Below are 15,024 nucleotides of genomic sequence, written 5' to 3'. Positions count from 1 at the left end.
CACGGGCATGGTTCCGGCTTGATGTGGCTACCTTGCTACACGCGTCATCCCAGTGCGTGGCGGCTCGGCACGCTTCGGCCATTGGCTGAAAATGACGGGTGCGGAATGCGGGGCGCGGGGCGCCCATGTCGCGAACCACCGCGATCGGACGGGTCCCTCAGGTGCGTCCGGTGAGCGCCGTGTGGAGGGAGCGCGCCGCCGCGTCCGTGAGAGAGGCGATCTGGTCGACGATCACCCGCTTGCGGGCGCGGTCGTCGGGTGCCGCGTCGAAGAGCGCGCGGAACTGCGGGTCGAGACCGTCGGGCGCACTTGCCGTCAGCGTCCGGGCGAGTTCGGCCAGGACGACGCGCTGGTCCGCGCGGAGCGATTCCTGGTCGGCGCGCTGCATCACATAGCGGTGGGCGACGGCTTTCAGTACGGCGCACTCGTCGCGCGCCTCGCGCGGGACGACCAGCGAGGCGCCGTAGCGGGTGAGCGGCCCGGTGCCGTACTCCGCCCGGGTGGCGCTCTCGGCCGCGAGACAGAACCGGCCGATGAGCTGGCTGGTGGCGTCCTTGAGCCTGGCCTGGGCGACGGCCGTTCCGTCGTAGCCGTGCGGCCACCACTCCTGGACCATGAGCCGGTCCAGTGCGTCGGCCAGCTGCCGGGGGTCGGTGCCGCCGGGTACGTAGCGGCCGATCGCGACCGCCCAGATCTCCTCGCGTTCGGGCTCGGAGAGCAGCATCCTCGGGTCCACATGGCCGGCGTGCAGGCCGTCCTCGAAGTCGTGCACCGAGTAGGCGACGTCGTCGGACCAGTCCATCACCTGTGCCTCGAAGCAGGTGCGGTTCGGCGGGGCGCCGCGTCTGGCCCATTGGAAGACCGGCAGGTCGTCCTCGTACACACCGAACTTCACCGAGCCGGGGTCGGTGGGGTGGGCGCCCTGCGGCCAGGGGTACTTCGTCGCGGCGTCGAGGACCGCGCGGGTGAGGTTGAGGCCGACGCTGACGAGACGGGCGCCGCCGTCGGCCTCGGCCGCCGCCTCGGCCGCCGCCTCGGCGCGCGGCGCGGTGAGCCCCGGGGTGATCGCCGCGGACACGGAGTCGGCGCGCACGAAACGCTTCGGCTCGATGCGGGTGAGCAGCCGCAGCGACTGGGCGTTGCCCTCGAAGCCGCCGCAGTCCTCGGCGAAGTCGTTGAGCACCTGTTCACCGTTGTGGCCGAACGGCGGATGGCCCATGTCGTGCGAGAGACACGCCGTTTCCACGAGGTCCGGGTCGCAGCCGAGCGCGGCGCCGAGTTCGCGGCCGACCTGGGCGCACTCAAGGGAGTGGGTCAGCCGGGTGCGCGGGCTGGCGTCCCACTCCTGGCTCTGCGAGCCGGGTGTCACGACCTGGGTCTTGCCGGCGAGCCTGCGAAGGGCCGAGGAGTGCAGGACGCGCGCACGGTCGCGCTGGAAGGCGGTGCGGCCGGGGCGCTTGTCGGGTTCGGCCGAGAAACGCTCGGTGTCCGCCGGGTCGTAGGCGCTGTCGTCGTGAGGTGCGGTGATGCCTTCCATGCACCGAAGGTAACCGGCTCGGGAGTCAGGACCCCAAAGACAGGCCCTGGATGGGCCCGCGCCTCCTCGTAGCGGTGGAGCAGGAGGCGTGCCAGGTCAGGGTGGGCGCCGAGCGGGGCGGCGGCGATCCAGGGCGCGTGCGCGGCGGCGCGGGTGGCGAAGTGGCCGGGGGCGGTGAAGTACGACGCGAGCGCGATACGGCTCCGCCCACGCGCCGTCAGGTCCCTGATCGCGTCGGGGACGGTGGGCGTGGCGGCCGACGCGTACGCGGGGACGACCGGCACCCCGCCGAGCCGCGCGCTCAGCAGCGCCGCCGTGCGGCGGGCGGCGACGGCCGAGCGCGGGTCGCGCGATCCGGCGGCGGCGAGCACGACGGCGGAGTCGTCCGCGCGGTGCGGTTCGTCGCGCCAGCCGGCCTCCACGAGGCGCGCGTGCAATGCCTCGACCAGCAGCGGGTGGGGGCCGAGCGGTGCGGCGATCGTGGTCCGGAGCCGGGGCGCGGCGGCTGCCGCGCGCGGCAGGTCGTACGTGACGTGGTGGCCGGGTCCGAGGAGCAGCGGTACGAGGACGGCCCTGCCGCCTCCCAAGGAGGAGAGCGTGTCGGCGAGGGAAGGCCGCTCGATCTCGATGTGCCCGAGCCGGACGGCGAGACCGGGGCGGAGCTCCTCGACCTGTCGCAGCAGGGCCCTGACGGTGCGCAGGGCACGCGGGTCGCGGCTGCCGTGGGCGACGACGACAAGGGTGGGCGCGGGGGCGGGCGGCTCGTCCATGGGCCGATCCTGCGGGGCGGACGTTGCCGGGTGGTTGCGGCGGATGTCGTGGAGGTTTTCGGGGTGCTCACAGACGGGAGGGGAGCGCCGCGAACTCTTCGGGGGCGCCGGACGTCGTACGGAGTGCGTGACGGAGTACGCAGGGACGGACGACAGGGGCTCATGTTCATGCCGAAGATGCCACGACCGCGGTGGGAGCCGTTGACGCGCCTGCGCGAGGTGCGGCTGCGCAGAGTGCGGCTGCTGGGCAAGGTGCGGCTGGGCAAAGTGCGGCTGCCGAGGACGCGGCGCGAGCGGCGGCTCACGGTGCAGGCCGTCATGCTCGGGTGTGTCATCGCGCTGGCGCCCTCCACCTGGATGTACGCGACGGCCGACGCCCATGTCCGTACCGTCGCCGACGTGCCGGCGCACGACGTCGCCGTCGTGTTCGGGGCGGGGCTGCGCGGCGACGCCCCGGCGCCGTATCTGGCGCACCGGCTCGACACGGCGGTCGAGCTGTACGAGAGCGGCAAGGTGAAGGTCGTGCTGGTCACCGGCGACAACAGCCGGGAGGAGTACGACGAGCCGGACGCCATGCGGACGTATCTGACGGCACGCGGGGTCCCGGACGGCCGGATAGTCAGCGACTACGCGGGTTTCGACACCTGGGACTCCTGCGTCCGGGCGAAGAAGATCTTCGGTGTTGAGCGGGCGGTGCTGGTGACGCAGGGCTTCCATGTACGACGCGCGGTCGCGCTCTGCCGGGCTGCGGGCGTCGATTCGTACGGGGTCGGGGTGGCCGAGCGGCACAACGTGACCTGGTACTACGGCGGGGTCCGGGAGTTGGCGGCGGCGGGGAAGGCGGCGCTGGACGCGCTGACGCGGCCCGATCCGCACTTCCTCGGCCCGGTCGAGACGGGTGTCAGCGAGGCGCTGGCGGACGGCGGCCGGCCGTGACCGTGGCCCGCGCGTGCGGCCCTCACAGCGCCGGGTGCGGGGGCGGGAGGTGCGCGTGTCGGGGGCGTAACCGCGTACGGCCGGGGCCGTAACACCCGGGTCGCACGCTGGCGGCATGACCGATACGGCCGTCCCGACCCACTGCCCGTACTGCGCGTTGCAGTGCGGGATGAGCCTGCGGCGTACGGGGGACGAGGACCCTGGTGTCGAGGTGGTCGAGCGCACCGGCTTCCCCGTCAACCGTGGCGCGCTGTGCGGCAAGGGGCGGACGGCGCCGGCCGTGCTGTCGTCCCGGGTACGGCTCACCGAACCGCTCGTACGGCGGCCCGGCGGTGGCTCGCTCGAACCCGCCACCTGGGACGAGGCGCTCGGTGCCGTCGCCGACGGGCTCGCGCGGACGCGGGCGGGCCACGGGCCGGACGCGGTGGGCGTCTTCGGCGGGGGCGGGCTGACGAACGAGAAGGCATACGCGCTCGGCAAGTTCGCCCGTGTCGTGCTCGGCACCTCGCAGATCGACTACAACGGACGTTTCTGTATGTCGTCGGCCGCCGCCGCGCATCAGAGGGCGTTCGGGCTCGACCGGGGGCTGCCGTTCCCGCTGGACGACATCCCCCGTACGGGGTGTGTGATCCTCGTCGGCTCGAATCTCGCCGAGACCATGCCGCCCGCTCTGCGGTATCTGACCGAACTGCGCGAGAACGGCGGCACGTTGATCGTGGTCGACCCGCGCAGGACCAGGACCGCCGAGCAGGCGGATCTCCATCTGGCACCCAGGCCCGGCACCGATCTGGCCCTGGCGCTCGGCCTGTTGCACCTCGTGGTGGCGCAGGGCCGGACGGACGAGGCGTTCGTACGGGAGCGTACGACCGGCTGGCCGGAGGCCAGGGCCGCGGCCATGGCGCACTGGCCGGAGCACGTCGAACGGGTCACGGGCGTCCCGGTCCCCCAACTCCGCGAGGCCGTCGGTCTGTTCTGCGACGCGCCGACGGGCATGGTGCTCACGGCGCGCGGGCCCGAGCAGCAGTCCAAGGGCACCGACACCGTGGGCGCCTGGATCAACCTCTGCCTCGCGACGGGGCGCGCGGGCCGGCCGCTGTCCGGCTACGGCTGTCTCACCGGCCAGGGCAACGGGCAGGGCGGGCGTGAACACGGCCAGAAGGCCGACCAGTTGCCCGGCTACCGGAAGCTGACCGACCCGGCCGCGCGGGAGCATGTCGCGCGCGTCTGGGGCGTGGATCCCGACTCGCTGCCGGGGCCGGGGCGCAGCGCGTACGAACTGCTCGACGCACTCGGCGGCGAGGTGAAATCACTGCTCCTGATGGGGTCGAACCCGGTCGTGTCGGCGCCCCGCGCCTCCCATGTCGAGGCACGGCTGCGGTCGTTGGATTTCCTGGCCGTGGCGGACGTGGTGCTCTCGGAGACGGCGGCGCTCGCCGATGTCGTCCTGCCGGTGACGCAGTGGGCGGAGGAGACCGGGACGACGACGAACCTGGAGGGGCGGGTCCTGCTGCGGCGCCGGGCGATCACCCCGCCGGCCGGCGTGCGCAGCGATCTCCAGGTGCTGCACGGACTCGCGGGGCTGCTCGGCCACGAGAAGGGGTTTCCGGCGGATCCGGAGGAGGTCTTCGACGAGCTGCGCCGGGCGTCGGCGGGCGGCCCGGCCGACTACTCGGGGATCACCTACCGGCGGATCGCGGCGGAGGACGGGGTGTTCTGGCCGTGCCCCGGGGAGAGCCACGCCGGGACACCCCGGCTCTTCCTCGACCGGTTCGCGACGGACGACGGGCGGGCCCGTTTCGTACCCGTGGTGCACCGGCCGGCCGCCGAGGAGACGGACGCGGAGTATCCGGTGCTGCTCACGACGGGGCGGGTCGTCTCGCAGTACCAGTCGGGCGCCCAGACCCGGCGCGTGGCGGAACTGAACGCCGCGGCGCCGGGTGCGTTCGTGGAGCTGCACCCGCGGCTCGCGGAGCGGCTCGGGGTGGCCGACGGGGACCGGCTCGCCGTGGTCTCACGGCGTGGCCGGGCGGTCGCGCCCGCGCGGATCACGACGGCGATCCGCGCGGACACGGTGTTCATGCCGTTCCACTGGCCGGGCGAGGGCCGGGCGAACAACCTGACCAACCCGGCGCTCGATCCGACGTCCCGGATGCCGGAGTTCAAGGTGTGCGCGGTGCGTCTGGAGCGCGCGGACGCCTGACGCTCACGCCTCCGGGCCCTGCGCGATGCCGCGCGGGATCAGCGGCAGCAGCAGATACGACGCGTGCTCCCCGCCCGTGTGGACCGTGGTCCGCCCGTCGTACGTCCCCGCCACCCGGTCGCGGTCGTCGTTGTGCAGGAACGGTCCGCAGCCGGTGAGGTCGTTCTTCAGGTTGGACAGCCGGGCGCCGGGGCCCGGGTGGACGTAGTCCCTGCCCCGCACCTGGAGGGCGATGCGGTAGCCGGCCGGGACGACCAGACAGGTCGGCAGGATCTCGATGTCGAGCGCGTACACCTCGCCCGGCTCCAGCGGTTCGGCGCGGTCGTGCCGGTGGAAGGGGCGGTAGGCGGTGGACAGTTCGGGATCGAGCCTGCGGCGCGAGGCCCGCAGCCAGCCCTGGGCGACGGGCGTGTGCGGGTCGAGCGCGCCCTGGAAGACGACCTCGTCGCCGTCCGGCGAGTAGACCCGTACGACGAGGAACAGGTCGGCGTCGGTGGTGCTGCTGGAGACATAGATCCGGGCCGCCAGCGGGCCGGTGATCTCGGTCTCCTCGGTGAGCGGCGGGGTGCTGAACTCCACCCCGCCGCCGAGCGCGGCGAACTCCGCGGTTGCGCCGGCGGCCGGTGCCCCGTCGGAGAGGGACGAACTCGCGGCGTCCAGATGGAGTTCGGTCCAGCGGGTGGACGGCAGCGGCCAGGCGTCCTCGCCGCGCTCCGTGAAGGTCGCGTCGACGTGTCTGATCCGCAACTGCACCGCCGGGCGGTCCTCCCAGCCGTTGGGCTCGTCCTTCAGATAGCGGTCGAAGAACCGCTTCTGGAGGTCGACGCCGTAGTCGGTGTAGAACAGCGGCCAGTGCGCGTGGCCGTGCATCTCCAGCCACTTGGCGCGGGACGCGGCCCGTACGAAGCCCTCCACGTTGCCCCGCAGATGCAGGCCCTGTCCGCCCCAGTTGCCGCAGCTCAGGACCGGCACGTCGATGGCGTCCCAGTCGGCCGAGCGGTCCCGGTGGTAGCTGTCGTAGAAGGGGTGCGCGGCGATGTCGGCGCCCAGGTCGGCGCGGTTGGCGGCCAGTTCGGCGGCGTCGAGCAGGTCGTCGCCGCAGATGAGCTGCCCCGTGCTGGGGTTACGGCCGCCGGTCTCGCCGACGCCGTACTGCACGGTCTTGACCTGCATGTCGTACCAGTTCTCCCAGAACGTGGAGCGGATGCCGCCCTGGTACGAACCGTCGCGGTAGAAGTCGGACGCGCCCTCCCACGGGCAGATCGCGGCGAGGTGCGGGGGCCGCAGTGAGGCGACCTGCCACTGGTTCATCGCGTAGTAGGAGATGCCGTTGAGGCCGACGCGTCCGTTGCTCCAGTCGCGGGTGCCCGCCCATTCGACGCAGTCGTGGAAGTCGCGGGTCTCGCGCGGCGAGAACGGGTCGACACGGCCCGGTGAACGGCCGGTCCCCCGCGAGTCGACGCGCACGCACGCGTAACCGTCCGGCACCCACTTCTCCGGGTCGACGACTTCCCAGTTCTGGTACGTGTTCGAGGTGCCGGCCACGGTGTCGGGGTGGTCCCGCGCCATGGCCTGCCACGCGCTGGGGTAACCGCGCTCGAAGGGCAGGCCCTTCGCGTACGGGCCGTACGTCATGATCACCGGGACCGGCCCTTCCGTCACCGGGCGGAACACGTCGGCGCGCAGGACGACTCCGTCGTCCATCTCGACGGGCACGTCCCATTCGATCCGCATGCCATGGACGATCTCGGTCCGGAACGGCCGTACGTCGCCGTCGTCGGGCATTTCTCGCTCCTTGCTCGCTGTTCTTTCGCGGCTCTTGGTGTGGTCAGCGGTTGACGTGCAGATGCCAGGGCGCGAGCCGGCGCAGGGCCGCCTCGGTGCCGGTGCGGGCGAGGATGCCGAGCACGGCCAGCACGAGAACGGCGACGAACGCGGCGTCCTGGTCGAACGAGCGGGCGTTGGTGAGGATGAACGTGCCGAGCCCCGGCAGGCTTGCCAGGAACTCCACCGCCACCGCGCCGACCAGCGCCCGGCCGACGGCGACCTGAACGCCGGCGACGACGAACGGGAGGGTGGCCGGCAGCAGGACGTCGACCACCACGCGGGGGCGGGACAGCTGGAGCATCTGGGCGAGTTCGGAGAGCTGGACGGGGATGTTCCGGGCGCCGTCGCCCGTGCTGACCACGCACGGCAGGAAGGCCGAGAGCGCGATGACGGCCAGCCGGGTGTCGCCGGAGTAGCCCAGCCAGATCGTCGCCATCGGGACGATCGCGAGCATCGGCATGGCGTACAGACCGCTGACGTACGGCGAGGTCAGATGGCGCAGCCACGCGATCCGCCCGACGGCGAGACCGAGGCCGGTGCCGGCGAGGCAGCCGATGAGCAGTCCGAGCACGACCCCGCCCAGGGTCTCGCCCAGTGCCGTGGTGAACTCCGAGGAGGTCAGCGTCGGCCAGGCGGCCCCGGCGACACCGGAGGGGGTGGGCAGATAGTCGGGCAGCCACAGCCGTACGGAGACTTCCCAGACGGCCAGGACGAGGACGGCGACGGTCAGTTTCCCCAGGACGTCGGCGCGTCGGCCGACGGGCCGGTCGGTGGCCGGACCACGGCGCCGCGGCCTCCTGGAGGCGGGCACGGCGGTCGCTTTCACCGACTTCACCGACTGCGGTGACCTCGGTGAATTCGGCGACTTCGGCGACTTCGGCGTCACGGTCTCCGGTGTCATGACCGCACCTCCCGCCACCGCGCGAAGTAGCCCTCGACGGCCCGGCCGCAGCCCATCAGGGCGACGGCCAGCACGGACACCAGCAGGGTCAGCCCGAGCACGGTGGCCGAGTCGAACTGGGTGCTCGCGGCGAGCAACAGCCCGCCCACGCCGCTGGCGTTGAGGAAGAACTCGGCGGCGAGTGTGCCGACGAAGGCCATCGCGATGCCCTGCCGTACGCCGGTCATGGCGTACGGCACGGTGTGCGGCAGCAGGACGTCCTTCCAGATCCGCCACTCGCTGCTGCGGAACGTGCGCGCGACTTCGAGCAGGGTGGTCGGCACGCGGTGTGCTCCTTCCGCGGTGTTGACGGCGATGGGGAACACCGCGGTCAGGAAGACCACCAGCGTCTTGGCTGGCAGTCCGAAGCCGAACGCCGACAGGATCGGCGGGGCCAGGGCGACGATCGGGACGGACTGGAGGGCGAACAGCAGCCAGTCGGTGCTGCTGCGCAGCAGCCGGGCGCGGGAGAGCAGCAGGCCGAATCCGACACCGGCGACGATCGCGAGGGCGAGTCCGACGACGAGCAGCCGGCCCGATGAGAGCAGCGCGCTCGGCAGTGTGCCGTCCTCGGTGAGGGTGGCGAGCGCCGAGAGCGAGCGGCCGGGCGTGGCGAACAGGACGGGGTCGCGTTGGCCGGCCCACTGCCAGACCCCAAGACCCGCGAGCAGGCCGGCGGCCGAGATCCCGAGCGGTACCAGCCGGCGGACCACGCGGCGGTCGCGGGCCGGGGACGTACCCATCACTTGCCCGTCGCGTCGGCGAACACGGACGGGTCGACCATGTCGTCGTAACTCGGCACCTTCTGCTTGGACACGTTGCCCGCGGCGACGGCGCCCTCGATCGTGTGCTCGATGGCCTCGCGGTCCAGGCCGTCGCCCGACTTGGGCCAGACACCGAGCGAAAGGAACTTCGGCATCGCCGCCTCGGTGACACTCTCCGGCGCCTTGGTGACCCCGGCGGCCACGGCGGCGACCTCCTTGAGGTTGGCCGGGTCGTTCATGTAGGCGATGGACTCGCGTATCGCGGCGACCGTGTCGACCCACTTCTCGCGGTCCGCTCCGTCCAGCGCGCTCTTGGGCGCGACGAGCACCGTGTAGTGCTCCAGCGGGTCGACACCGGCCAGCGTCATGATCTCCTGGGCCTTCGTGCCGGGCTTCAGCTTCTGCCGCACGGTGGCGAGTTCGTCCGGGTGCAGGACGGCGACCTTGACCTGGCCGGCCACCAGCGCGTCGACCGTGGGCGGGCCGCCGACGTTGATTGTGCTGACGTCGTTCTTGCCGAGTCCGCAGCTCTTGAGCATGTCGGCCAGCGCGAGGGCCTTGGGCGCGCCCACCGCGTCCACGGCCACCGTCTTGCCCTTGACCGCCTCGCACGTCGTGACGCCCGGGTCGGTACTGGCCAGCAGATACGTGGGCTTGGGGAAGCCCATCACGGAGACGACCGAGCCGCCGGTGGCCCGCAGGGCGACCGCGCCCGGGGTGCCGATGATGCCGCCCTGGATCTCGCCGCTCTGCACCGCGCGGCCGACGTCGGCGCCGGTCGTCAGCGGGCGCAGGGTGACATCGAGGCCGCGGTCCTTGAAGAAGCCCTGCTTCTCGCCCACGTACATCACGGTGTTGAGGAAGATGGGCGGGATGCCCGGTACGCCGATGGTCATCTTGCCGCCGCCCGAGGCGGCACCCGCCGCCGTGTCGGAGCCGCTGTCGCCGCAGCCCGCGAGGGCGCCGACGAGGGCGAGGACGGTGGCCGCACCGGCCAGCGCGGACCTGCGTCGCGGAATCGTCATGGGAACTGCTCCTTGTTCTTCCGCGCCAGGGTGCACGGCAGGGCTGAGGGTGGATGTGCGGGTGCGCGGATGTACGCGGGTGTGCCAGGTGTGTACGGGCGTGAACGGGCCGGACGGCGCGGCTCAGCGGCCGGATTCGGCGTTCATGATCAGGGACCAGACGCGCTCGCGGATCGCCAGGAACTCCGGCGTCGCCAGTACGGAACGGTCCCGGTGCCGCGGAAGGGTTACGTCGATCAGCTCGGCGACGCCGCTGGGCCGGCCGTTGAGTACGGCGATCCGGTTCCCGAAGAGAACGGCCTCGTCGATGGAGTGGGTGACGAAGAGCATCGTCACGGGGTGGTCCTGCCAGATACGCAGCAGCTCGAACTGGAGCACTTCGCGGGTCTGGGCGTCCAGCGCGCCGAAGGGCTCGTCCATCAGGAGCAGCCGGGGACGCACGGCCAGTGCCCTGGCCAGGCCGGTGCGCTGCTGCATACCGCCGGAGAGTTGATGGGGGTACGACTTCTCGAAGCCGGTGAGCCCGACGAGCTCGATCAACTCCCGTGCCCGGTCGAGCGCTTCCTTCTTTCCCGTGCCCCGTACGCGCAGCGCGTAGGCGACGTTCGCCTCGACCGTCTTCCAGGGGAAGAGGCCGAAGTGCTGGAAGACCATGGCCACGCCGTCCGAAGTGCCGTTCACCGCACGGCCGTCGATACGGACGGCGCCATCGGCCGGCGGGATGAGGCCGGCCACCGCGCGGAGCAGGGTGGTCTTGCCGCAGCCGGACGGTCCGACGATGGAGAGCACCTCGCCGGCGCCGATGGTCAGGTTGATGTCCTTGGAAACCGTGCGCTCACCGAATCGCATGGTCAGCCCGTCGAGCAGCACCGTGGCACTGGAATCGGCATCGGTGGCGGCTGCGTCGCCGTCGGCCGGTACGGCTTGGCGCACCGATTTGATCGTGGTCATACCGGGGATTCTGGGACTAGGATGCCTGACATGCAATAGCTATACTTCAGAAACTGGAAAATGCATCATCCTTCGATGAGGTGCCTATGACGACGAGGGCAACCCCTCTTCTCCTGCTGCACACCTGGGGCGGCTCCGCCGCGACCTGGGGGCCCGCGCTGGGTCATCTCGGCGTGGGCGGGCGGCACTTGAAGGCGCTCGACCTGCCGGGCCACGGGGCGCGCGCGAGTGAGCCGTTCACCGTGGACGGGGCCGTGGAAGCGACAGTGGAAGCGGCGTCCGCGTACGCGGATGGGGCCGGGTCCGTGGACGTCGCCGGGTCAGGGCTCGGTGCGCTCGTCGCGCTCGCCCTGGCGCAACGGCACCCGGACCGGGTCCGTTCACTGACCCTGGTCGGTTTTCCCCCGGCCGGCGGCGCCGAGGCGGCCCGCCGCCCCGCGGACACCCGGGCCGCTCTGGAGCGCGACGGGGCGGCCCTCTTCGCACGGAACTATGTCGACAGCACGCTCCTGTCCGCCGATCCCGCCCACCGTGACCTGCTGCGCCGCGCGATGGCCGGCACTCGGCCCGAGGTTCTGCTCGACTCGCTGCGCGCGACGCTCGGCTGGACCGCGCACACGCAGGCGGGTCCGCTCACCGTGCCCTGTCAGGTACTTCGCGGCGCGCGCGACCACCGGGTCTCCGCGGCGTCGGCCGACGCCCTGGCCGAACGGCTCGGCGGCGCCGGAGCCGTCGTGCCGGGCGCGGGCCATGTCGCCTATCTGGACGAGCCCGAGGCCTTCGCCACCGTGCTGGCCGCCTTCCACGACGGGCTGCGCACGGCACCCGCCGACTGACCAGGACCGCCGGTGCGTACGTCCTCAATCGCCCGCGCCACACCGTCCGTTGCGTTCGATGCGACACTCGTCGGACCCGCCGCCCACTCCCTCGCCCGCTCCCCCACCGCTCACCGAGCGCCACGACAGAAGGACCACGACATGCCGCCGCAGTCCCGACGAACCAAGACCACCACGGCTGACGGTGTCGTACCCGAGCGCGTCGCCGGGACCGTGCCGAAACCGGCCAAGTCAGCGACGAAGTCAACGGCCAAGGCGCCGACGAAGCGGGACCGTATCGCGACCGAACTGCGACGGATGATCAGCGAGGGCGAGCTGCCCCGGGGCAGCCGTATCCAACAGGATGTGCTCGCCGCGATGTTCGACACCAGCATCACGCCGGTCCGCGAGGCGCTGCGTCTGCTGGAGGCCGAGGGCGTGCTCGTCGGCGAGCCGCACAAAGGCGTCAGGGTCGCTGACGCCGACTACGAGCAGGTCAAGACCGTCTACCTGCTGCGGCGTCTCGTGGAGCCGTACGCCATGCAGCGGGCCGCCCGGCGGCTCTCACCGCTGGACATCGACCTGGCCGAGCGGCTGGTCACCGACATGGAGCAGGCGGCTGAGGAGGGGGACAGGGCGCGGCTGAACGCGTCCAACTACCAGTTCCACTTCCTCTTCTACGCCAAGTGCGGCAACGAGGGGCTGGCCGCCGAGATCGAGCAGCTCTGGCAGAAGTTCCCCTGGGACGTGCTCCAGGTGCTCCACGACCGGGCCGACGAGACGTCCAACGAGCACCGTTCGATGCTGGCCGCCGCCCGTCTCGGCGACGGCGACGCGCTGGCGAAGGCCACGGAGTGGCATCTCTCGCGCAGCTTCCTGGCGTTGGGCAGGCACCTGACGGGCCGGCCGGTCGCCGACCCGTTCGACGTCGACAACGACTGACGACACGGCCACTCGACCGCCGGACGGGGCGCGTGCGGTGCGGCCGTCCGGCGGTCGAGGACCCGTACGTCTCAGCCGGCCGGCTCCCGCTGCTCCGCCATGTCCGCATCGGACAGGCCGAGTTCGGCCAGTACCTCGGCGGTGTGCTCCCCCAGCCCCGGCACCCTTCGGCCGCCCGGCGGCTCCGCCGCGCGGTGCAGCGGCGAGGTGACCACCCGGACCGCGTCTCCGTCCGGCAGCGTCGCCTCCGACCAGCGTCCGGTGGCCTCGGCCTGTGGATGGGCCAGTACGTCGGCGATCTGGTTCAGCCGCGCGTGCGGCACGTCCGCGGCTTCGAGACGCGCGGTGACCTCGGCGGTGGACAGGGTGATCAGCCGTGCCTGCACGGCCCGTTCGGTGCGTTCACGGTGCCGTACACGCGCGCTGTTCGAGCCGAAGTCCGGGTCGTCCAGCAGCGCCGAATCGTCGAGCACCGTGCGGCAGAGGCGCTGCCACTGCCCTTCGTTCTGCACCGCGATCAGCACGTCCTGCCCGTCGGCCGTCGTGTACGGCCCGTACGGGGCGATGCTGGCGTGCCGCAGCCCGGCCGGCGGGGGCGCCGAACCGGAGTGCAGTTCGGCGAGCAGCAGCGGGCTCATCCACTCCAGCAGCACGTCGAACAGGGCGACGTCGATCCGCTGTCCCAGACCGGTCCGTTCACGCGCGTACAAAGCCGAGGTGACGGCGCCGAGCGCGTACGACCCGCCGGCCAGGTCGGCGAGGGAGACGCCGGGTTTGGCCGGGGTCTCGGGTGTGCCCGTCGCGGAGATCGTCCCGGCCTCGCCCTGCACCAGCGCGTCGTACGCCTTGCGGTAGGCGTACGGCCCGGCCGGGCCGTATCCGGACAGATAGCAGCGCACCAGGCGCGGGTTGAGTTCCGCGAGGGCCTCGTCGGTGACGATCCGGTCGAGGGCGCCGGGCGCCAGATTGCAGACCAGGACATCGGCCCCGGAGAGCAGTTGGCGCAGCGCCCGCCGCCCAGGCTCGGCCTTCAGGTCGAGTACGACGCTGCGCTTGCCCCGGTTGAGCCAGACGAAGTGGCTGGACATACCGTGCACGCTCTCGTCGTAACCGCGGGCGAAGTCCCCGCCGCCTGGCCGCTCGATCTTGACGACCTCGGCTCCGAGATCGGCCAGATGACGGGTGCACAAAGGTGCGGCGACGGCCTGTTCGACCGCGATCACCCGGATGCCCCGCAGGTCGCCGGTCATCAGCGGCCGAAGCGCAGCACGGTGCCGACCGCGGGCTGCACGTAGTTGGCGGACATGTCGGTCGACAGCCGGGTGTGGGTGCGCAGTCCGGAGCAGTGCATCGGCATGACGGTCGCGACCTCCAGCTCGGCGAAGGCGGCGGCGGTCAGGTCGACGTTCTCCGCCGGGGTGGTGGGGAAGCCGAGGTGGAAGCCGCCCATGACGGCGCGGACGGGCTTGGGCCCGCACACCGCGCGCGCCTGCTCGATGGTGTTGACCACTCCGGCGTGCGCGCAGCCGGTGAGGACGACGAGGCCGGCGCCGCGTACGTCGATCACGAGCCCCATCTCGTCCATGACCTCGTCGCGGCGGAGCCTGCCGTCGGGCGAGACCTGGTAGAGGCCGGGGTCACCGGGTTTGAACGCGGGCGCGGCGCCCGCCTCGAAGGCGACCTTCCGGGGGATCACCCCGGTGGTGTGCACGCCGCAGCCGAGGTCGAGGGGGTCCTGGGTCAGTACGGGTACGCCGCCGGACCTCTCGACCTCGCCGAACCGGAACGCGGCGTTGTAGACGGAGGAGGTGCGGCCGTCGCCCATCACCGCGTACCGCGGCAGTTCCGCGTCGGCGTGGGTGGCGACGGGGATAGGGCGGCCGGCGAGGTCGAGGAAGCGGTGGATGCCGCCGAAGTGGTCCGGGTGGCCATGGCTGATGACGACATGGTCGATGGAGGCGGGGTCGACGCCGAGGACGCGCATGTTGTGTTCGAGGACGGTGCCGGTCAGGCCCACGTCGAACAGGACGCGCACGCTGTGGCGGCCCCGTACCGCCTCGACCAGGAAGCTGATGCCGTTCTCGGCCTGCGGGGGCACGCGTTTGGGATCGAAGTGCTCGATCAGGCCGTACCGGGAGACGCAGTGGTCGTCCGCGCCCCCGCTCCCGCCGGCGGGACCACCGGTGGGACCACCGGTCGGGCTGGCCTGGTCGGGCAGCAGCATGTCCACCTGGTTCTCGACCAGCACGGTAATCGTCACGCTGTCGGCTTCGAACACGCCGCGGTCCTCCCGTAGTTACGAGTCCGGGTCACGGGT

12 protein-coding genes and 1 pseudogene are annotated in these 15,024 nt (G+C 72.1%); 4 read left to right on the top strand and 9 right to left on the bottom strand.

Going from position 1 to position 15,024, the window contains the following annotated elements; translation table 11 throughout:
• Nucleotides 1-157: 157 nt before the first annotated feature.
• Together ACFWV8_RS05435 and ACFWV8_RS05430 are read right to left on the bottom strand one after the other, a co-directional pair.
• Nucleotides 158-1,537 carry a deoxyguanosinetriphosphate triphosphohydrolase gene (locus tag ACFWV8_RS05435; protein ID WP_384198190.1) on the bottom strand — a complete coding sequence of 460 codons (1,380 nt, stop codon included), beginning with the start codon at nt 1,535-1,537 and terminating at the stop codon, nt 158-160.
• A 41-nt stretch (nt 1,538-1,578) separates the two neighbouring features.
• A pseudogene (locus ACFWV8_RS05430) lies at nt 1,579-2,307 on the bottom strand (sirohydrochlorin chelatase); the annotation flags it as partial.
• 318 nt (nt 2,308-2,625) lie between these two features.
• On the opposite strand from ACFWV8_RS05430, the gene ACFWV8_RS05425 reads away from it, so the two are divergent.
• Both ACFWV8_RS05425 and ACFWV8_RS05420 read left to right on the top strand, forming a co-directional pair.
• On the top strand, nt 2,626-3,243 hold the full coding sequence (locus ACFWV8_RS05425) for a vancomycin high temperature exclusion protein (RefSeq protein WP_384198380.1): 618 nt from the start codon (nt 2,626-2,628) through the stop codon (nt 3,241-3,243).
• Between the two features lie 115 nt (nt 3,244-3,358).
• Nucleotides 3,359-5,443 carry a molybdopterin oxidoreductase family protein gene (locus tag ACFWV8_RS05420; protein ID WP_384198188.1) on the top strand — a complete coding sequence of 695 codons (2,085 nt, stop codon included), beginning with the start codon at nt 3,359-3,361 and terminating at the stop codon, nt 5,441-5,443.
• 3 nt (nt 5,444-5,446) lie between these two features.
• On the opposite strand, the gene ACFWV8_RS05415 is transcribed toward ACFWV8_RS05420, so the two are convergent.
• From ACFWV8_RS05415 to ACFWV8_RS05395, 5 genes are all read right to left on the bottom strand, one after another.
• Nucleotides 5,447-7,228 (bottom strand): CocE/NonD family hydrolase, encoded by a 1,782-nt coding sequence (locus ACFWV8_RS05415; protein ID WP_384198186.1) that lies wholly within the window; start codon nt 7,226-7,228, stop codon nt 5,447-5,449.
• 43 nt (nt 7,229-7,271) lie between these two features.
• A complete protein-coding gene (locus tag ACFWV8_RS05410) occupies nt 7,272-8,171 on the bottom strand; it encodes an ABC transporter permease subunit (RefSeq protein WP_384198184.1) in 900 nt (299 codons plus the stop codon).
• The gene (locus ACFWV8_RS05405) at nt 8,168-8,953 is read right to left on the bottom strand and encodes an ABC transporter permease (RefSeq protein ID WP_384198183.1); all 786 of its coding nucleotides are present in this window, start codon (nt 8,951-8,953) and stop codon (nt 8,168-8,170) included. Before ACFWV8_RS05405 ends, ACFWV8_RS05410 begins: the two co-directional genes overlap by 4 nt.
• Entirely contained in the window at nt 8,953-9,999 is a 1,047-nt protein-coding gene (locus ACFWV8_RS05400; protein WP_384198181.1) for an ABC transporter substrate-binding protein, read from the bottom strand. Before ACFWV8_RS05400 ends, ACFWV8_RS05405 begins: the two co-directional genes overlap by 1 nt.
• 123 nt (nt 10,000-10,122) lie before the next feature.
• Complete coding sequence (locus ACFWV8_RS05395; RefSeq protein WP_384198179.1) at nt 10,123-10,950, bottom strand: ABC transporter ATP-binding protein; 828 nt, start codon at nt 10,948-10,950, stop codon at nt 10,123-10,125.
• A gap of 86 nt (nt 10,951-11,036) precedes the next feature.
• Here ACFWV8_RS05395 and ACFWV8_RS05390 point away from each other — a divergent pair, with 86 nt between their 5' ends.
• On the top strand, nt 11,037-11,786 hold the full coding sequence (locus ACFWV8_RS05390) for an alpha/beta fold hydrolase (protein ID WP_384198178.1): 750 nt from the start codon (nt 11,037-11,039) through the stop codon (nt 11,784-11,786).
• A 141-nt stretch (nt 11,787-11,927) separates the two neighbouring features.
• The gene (locus ACFWV8_RS05385) at nt 11,928-12,707 is read left to right on the top strand and encodes a GntR family transcriptional regulator (protein WP_384198177.1); all 780 of its coding nucleotides are present in this window, start codon (nt 11,928-11,930) and stop codon (nt 12,705-12,707) included.
• Between the two features lie 71 nt (nt 12,708-12,778).
• On the opposite strand, the gene ACFWV8_RS05380 is transcribed toward ACFWV8_RS05385, so the two are convergent.
• Entirely contained in the window at nt 12,779-13,957 is a 1,179-nt protein-coding gene (locus ACFWV8_RS05380) for a CaiB/BaiF CoA transferase family protein (protein WP_384198175.1), read from the bottom strand.
• A complete protein-coding gene (locus ACFWV8_RS05375) occupies nt 13,957-14,985 on the bottom strand; it encodes an MBL fold metallo-hydrolase (protein ID WP_384198173.1) in 1,029 nt (342 codons plus the stop codon). The genes ACFWV8_RS05380 and ACFWV8_RS05375 overlap by 1 nt, the downstream gene beginning before the upstream one ends.
• Between the last annotated feature and the right edge of the window lie 39 nt (nt 14,986-15,024).

It is taken from the genome of Streptomyces sp. NPDC058665 (genome assembly GCF_042714995.1).
Classification (GTDB): Bacteria; Actinomycetota; Actinomycetes; order Streptomycetales; family Streptomycetaceae; genus Streptomyces.
The sequence above is the reverse complement of the archived record's forward strand: the minus strand, read 5'-3'. Positions and strand labels throughout refer to the sequence as shown.

Excerpts from the sequence above, each read along its gene's own strand:
- ACFWV8_RS05435 (WP_384198190.1), bottom strand. The coding sequence starts at position 1,537 with ATGGAAGGCATCACCGCACCTCACGACGACAGCGCCTACGACCCGGCG.
- ACFWV8_RS05425 (WP_384198380.1), top strand. The coding sequence starts at position 2,626 with ATGCTCGGGTGTGTCATCGCGCTGGCGCCCTCCACCTGGATGTACGCG.
- ACFWV8_RS05420 (WP_384198188.1), top strand. The coding sequence starts at position 3,359 with ATGACCGATACGGCCGTCCCGACCCACTGCCCGTACTGCGCGTTGCAG.
- ACFWV8_RS05415 (WP_384198186.1), bottom strand. The coding sequence starts at position 7,228 with ATGCCCGACGACGGCGACGTACGGCCGTTCCGGACCGAGATCGTCCAT.
- ACFWV8_RS05410 (WP_384198184.1), bottom strand. The coding sequence starts at position 8,171 with ATGACACCGGAGACCGTGACGCCGAAGTCGCCGAAGTCGCCGAATTCA.
- ACFWV8_RS05405 (WP_384198183.1), bottom strand. The coding sequence starts at position 8,953 with ATGGGTACGTCCCCGGCCCGCGACCGCCGCGTGGTCCGCCGGCTGGTA.
- ACFWV8_RS05400 (WP_384198181.1), bottom strand. The coding sequence starts at position 9,999 with ATGACGATTCCGCGACGCAGGTCCGCGCTGGCCGGTGCGGCCACCGTC.
- ACFWV8_RS05395 (WP_384198179.1), bottom strand. The coding sequence starts at position 10,950 with ATGACCACGATCAAATCGGTGCGCCAAGCCGTACCGGCCGACGGCGAC.
- ACFWV8_RS05390 (WP_384198178.1), top strand. The coding sequence starts at position 11,037 with ATGACGACGAGGGCAACCCCTCTTCTCCTGCTGCACACCTGGGGCGGC.
- ACFWV8_RS05385 (WP_384198177.1), top strand. The coding sequence starts at position 11,928 with ATGCCGCCGCAGTCCCGACGAACCAAGACCACCACGGCTGACGGTGTC.
- ACFWV8_RS05380 (WP_384198175.1), bottom strand. The coding sequence starts at position 13,957 with ATGACCGGCGACCTGCGGGGCATCCGGGTGATCGCGGTCGAACAGGCC.